General features: G+C 73.2%; 4 protein-coding genes. 1 reads left to right on the top strand and 3 read right to left on the bottom strand.

Features of this window, described 5'->3' with window-relative positions; all coding sequences use genetic code 11:
* The 3 genes from imuA to FUT87_RS18470 form a co-directional block, all read right to left on the bottom strand.
* On the bottom strand, positions 1–692 hold a 692-nt coding region (gene imuA / locus FUT87_RS18480; RefSeq protein WP_147241969.1), incomplete at its 3' end, for a translesion DNA synthesis-associated protein ImuA.
* Positions 693–828: 136 nt separating this feature from the next.
* The gene (locus tag FUT87_RS18475) at positions 829–2,133 is read right to left on the bottom strand and encodes a HAMP domain-containing sensor histidine kinase (protein ID WP_175538318.1); all 1,305 of its coding nucleotides are present in this window, start codon (positions 2,131–2,133) and stop codon (positions 829–831) included.
* Between the two features lie 7 nt (positions 2,134–2,140).
* Positions 2,141–2,824 carry a response regulator transcription factor gene (locus FUT87_RS18470; protein ID WP_091725845.1) on the bottom strand — a complete coding sequence of 228 codons (684 nt, stop codon included), beginning with the start codon at positions 2,822–2,824 and terminating at the stop codon, positions 2,141–2,143.
* Positions 2,825–3,169: 345 nt separating this feature from the next.
* Between FUT87_RS18470 and FUT87_RS18465 the strand changes: the two genes are divergently transcribed.
* Positions 3,170–3,596, top strand: a 427-nt coding sequence (locus tag FUT87_RS18465; protein WP_186830614.1) for a GNAT family N-acetyltransferase, incomplete at its 3' end; no start/stop codon positions are given.

Raw genomic sequence — 3,596 nt, 5'->3', positions numbered from 1 at the left:
GGCGCGACGGGGCGCATCGTGCTGGGCCGCATCACCCGGGGCGTCAGCACCCGCTCGAGCCCGCCCGGGATGGACGTCAGCCGCAGCGGCGTCTCATGGGCGGGGCCCTTGCGCTTGAGGATCAGGACGTCCAGCGCCCAGTCGACGTCGATCGTCACCTGCAGCCGCAGCGGCGCTGGCGAGGGGTCGTGGCGCGCGGCCAGCGGCCGGAACAGGAACACCGGCCCCTCGAAGGACTGCGCCAGCACCTGCAGCCGCCGCAGCTGTTCCGGCGCGGCCTGCGGCATCCAGGCCAGCACCGCGCCGGCGGCGTTGGACTTGATCAGCTGCTCGGCGCACCAGAGCCGCTCCGAGGGCGCGCGCGCGTCGATCCAGACCAGGTGGCGCTCGTCCAGTCCCAGGTGCATCAGGCCGGGCAGGTGCGGGCGCTTGGGCGGGCCGACCATCGCCACCGCGGCGCCGTCGGCCACCACGCGCCGCAGCGCCGGGCCGGCCAGCCGCCATTCGGCCAGCGAGAACTGCGGCAGCAGCAGTTCGGTCAGCTGGCGGCCGGGCCAGCCGCCGCCGGGCAGTTCCGCGTCCAGCGCGTCGAAGCCGCTGGGCCAGACCGTGTCGGTGCCGCGGCCCAGCGCGTCGCCGCGCCAGACGGCCTCGGCCACGGCGGGGGGAAGGGGCAAGGGCAGGGCGGACATGGCGGGGCGGTCGGCGGAACGATCAGCGGGACGGTCGGCGGAAGAGACGACAACGCCGGTCGTGACACCGACGTTGGGAACTGTATGTGCATACAGTATAGGTGGGACGGCCGACCCGTCCAGCGGATGTCGCGCTTCAAGTGGGGAGAATGTCCCGCTCCCTGGACGCCTGCCCGAAGCTCAGCGCGAAGCGCGTCCCGCCGTTGGCGGGTGCCTCCAGGCTGACGGTCCAGCCCAGGTGCTCGGCCACGCGCTTGACGATGGCCAGGCCCAGGCCGGCGCTGCCGGCGCCGGCCGGGTCCACCTGCATGAAGCGGTCGAAGATGCGGTCGCGCACGGCCGGCGGGATGCCGATGCCGGTGTCCTCGATGACGACGCGGCCGGCCTCGAGCCGGATGTCGACGCGGCCTTCCTCGGTGAACTGGCAGGCGTTGCGGATCAGGTTGCCCAGCGCGATCGCCGCGAGCTCGGGCCGCGCCGGCACTTCCAGGGCGGCATCGGCGGGAGCGGCATGCAGCGTCATCTCGACGGCCTTGCCCTTGAGCAGCGGCCGGCAGCGCTCCATCTCCTGGCGCAGCAGCGGCAGCACCGCGGTCGGCGGCGCGCCGATGCTGGCCGGATCGCGCGACAGCAGCAGCATCGCGACCACGCGCTCGCTGGTGTCGGCGGCGGTGCGGCGGATGCGCTCGGCCAGCTCGACCATGTCGTCGCGGCCGTGCAGGCGCGCCTTCAGGACCTCGGCGGCGCCCAGCATCACCGCCAGCGGGGTGCGCAGCTCATGGCTGACGTCGCCGGTGAACCAGCGCTCGCGGTCCAGGTAGCGCTGCTGGGCCTCGGTCTTGGCGGCGAAGGCGCGCGACAGCACGCCCAGTTCGTCGGTGGAATCCTGCAGCGGGTACTCGCGCGGCGCGGCGCCGGTCTCCACCGCGCGTGCCAGCGCGGTCACCGGCGCGACGATGCGGCTCGCGGTCAGCTGCGCCAGGAACAGCGCCAGCCCCAGGCAGCAGACGAAGGCCAGGCCCAGCAGGCCGTAGACGCCCGCCTCGATCTTGGCGAAGTCCTCGTCGCGGTCGGTCAGCACGAAGACCGGGCCGAGGTCGTTCCGGACCAGCGCGCTGACCAGCTGGCCGTCCTGCGGCAGCGTGTACTTGCCGGGCGGCTTCCCGCGCAGCGGGGCCGGGATCTCCGTGCCGCGGTAGAGCGTGACGCTGGGCGGCAGGTCGGGCTCCAGGCCCTGCCGCTCGCGGGCGATCAGCTCATCGGCGGTGCGGCTCAGGCGCTGGTCGATCAGGCGGTCCTCGATGCTCGAGGCGATGCGCACCGCCGCCACGGCGAAGGCCCCGCAGACCAGCAGGGTCAGCAGCAGGAAGGCCGCGGCGACGCGCGTGCGCAGCGTCGTCGGCGCGGCGGTGGAGCGCAGGCGCCAGGGGGCGCGGGTCACGCGGGGCTCAGCCCGCATCGGGCGACACCAGCCGGTATCCGATGCCCGGATGGGTCTTCAGCAGCGGGACGGGGAAGGGCTTGTCCAACGCCGAGCGCAGCGCGTGGATGTGGGTGCGCAGCGCATCGCTGTCGGGCGGGTCGTTGCCCCAGACCTCGCGTTCCAGGTCCTCGCGGCGGACCAGCTTGGGGGCCTCGCGCAGCAAGGCCGAGAGCAGCTTGTAGCCCGTGGGCGTGAGCTGCAGCGGCTTGCCGGCGCGGGTGGCTTCCAGCGTGTCGGGGTCGAAGCTGACGTCGGCGTAGCTCACCGCCGAGCTCAGGTTCAGCCCGTGGGAGCGCCGCATCAGCGCTTTGAGGCGGATCTCCAGCTCGACCAGCGAGAAGGGCTTGACCAGGTAGTCGTCGGCGCCGCTCTCGAAGCCGGTGACCTTGTCGGCGATGGTGTCGCGCGCGGTCAGCATCAGGATGGGGGTCGGCCGGCGGAAGTCCTTGCGCAGGCGCCGGGCCACGTCCAGCCCGTCCAGGCCGGGCAGGGTCAGGTCCAGCACGATCGCGTCGTAGGAGCCGGCGGCGGCCTGCGCCAGCCCGCCCAGGCCGTTGCGGGCCACGTCCAGCTCGTAGCCCATCGGCTCGAGGTAGGCGAACAGGTTGGCGACGATGTCCGGGTTGTCTTCGATGACCAGCAGCTTCATGACGAGGCTCACGTTCCTGCGGCGCCGGGCGCCGCGTCGTCCTGGGGAGGGAGCCCGGATGGGGGGAAGTCCCCCGCCGGGCCCGCGGATGCCGGGAATGCTATGCGAGTCGGCCCGCGCCGACCTGTCGCTGGGCTGTCGCCCGGCGCGGCCGGGGTAACGGCCCCGGGAGCGGCCTTGGGATCGGCACAAGCAGCGGGCGATCTGCGCGCAAGGGGCCAAAACTTCCAGGGTTCCAACGCCTTCGTCACCTTTCGTGACGCAAGTCCCGCTGCGGTCACCGACCGAGCGGTCGGGAGATGACTTGAAATGCGGCGCAGGCGCATAATTTGCGGGTTAACCCCTATGCTTGCCCCCCTCTTCTCCATCCCGGCCGTCGAGCGGCTCACCCACACGCCCCGGCTGACCCTGCGTCCGCCCGCGGCGGCGGACGCCCGGACCTTCCGCGACCTGCTGTGCGACCCGGCGAATCGTCGATTCGAATCCGGCGGTCCCGCCATGTCCGAGCGGCTGGAGCAATGGCGCGGGCTGTGGGCGCGCGACGGACTGGGGCCGTGGGCGGTCGCGCTGCGCGAGCAGCCTTCGCTCGGCGCGATCGGCTTCGGCGGCCTGAGCCGGGGACGGATCTGCGGCGCGCCGGCGCTGCTGCTGGAGTTCCACTTCCTGTCCGACCACTGGGGCCAGGGGTATGCGGCGGAGATGTCGCTGGCGGCGTTGGCGCTGGCCTTCGACAGCCTGCACGCGACCTCGGTGCAGGCGCTGCTGGCGCCGG

Source organism: Mitsuaria sp. TWR114 (assembly GCF_007997345.1).
This window is presented reverse-complemented; position numbering and strand designations above follow the sequence as displayed.

Bases quoted from the DNA above. Each gene is read 5' to 3' on its own strand.
- FUT87_RS18470 (WP_091725845.1), bottom strand. From the start codon at position 2,824: ATGAAGCTGCTGGTCATCGAAGACAACCCGGACATCGTCGCCAACCTG.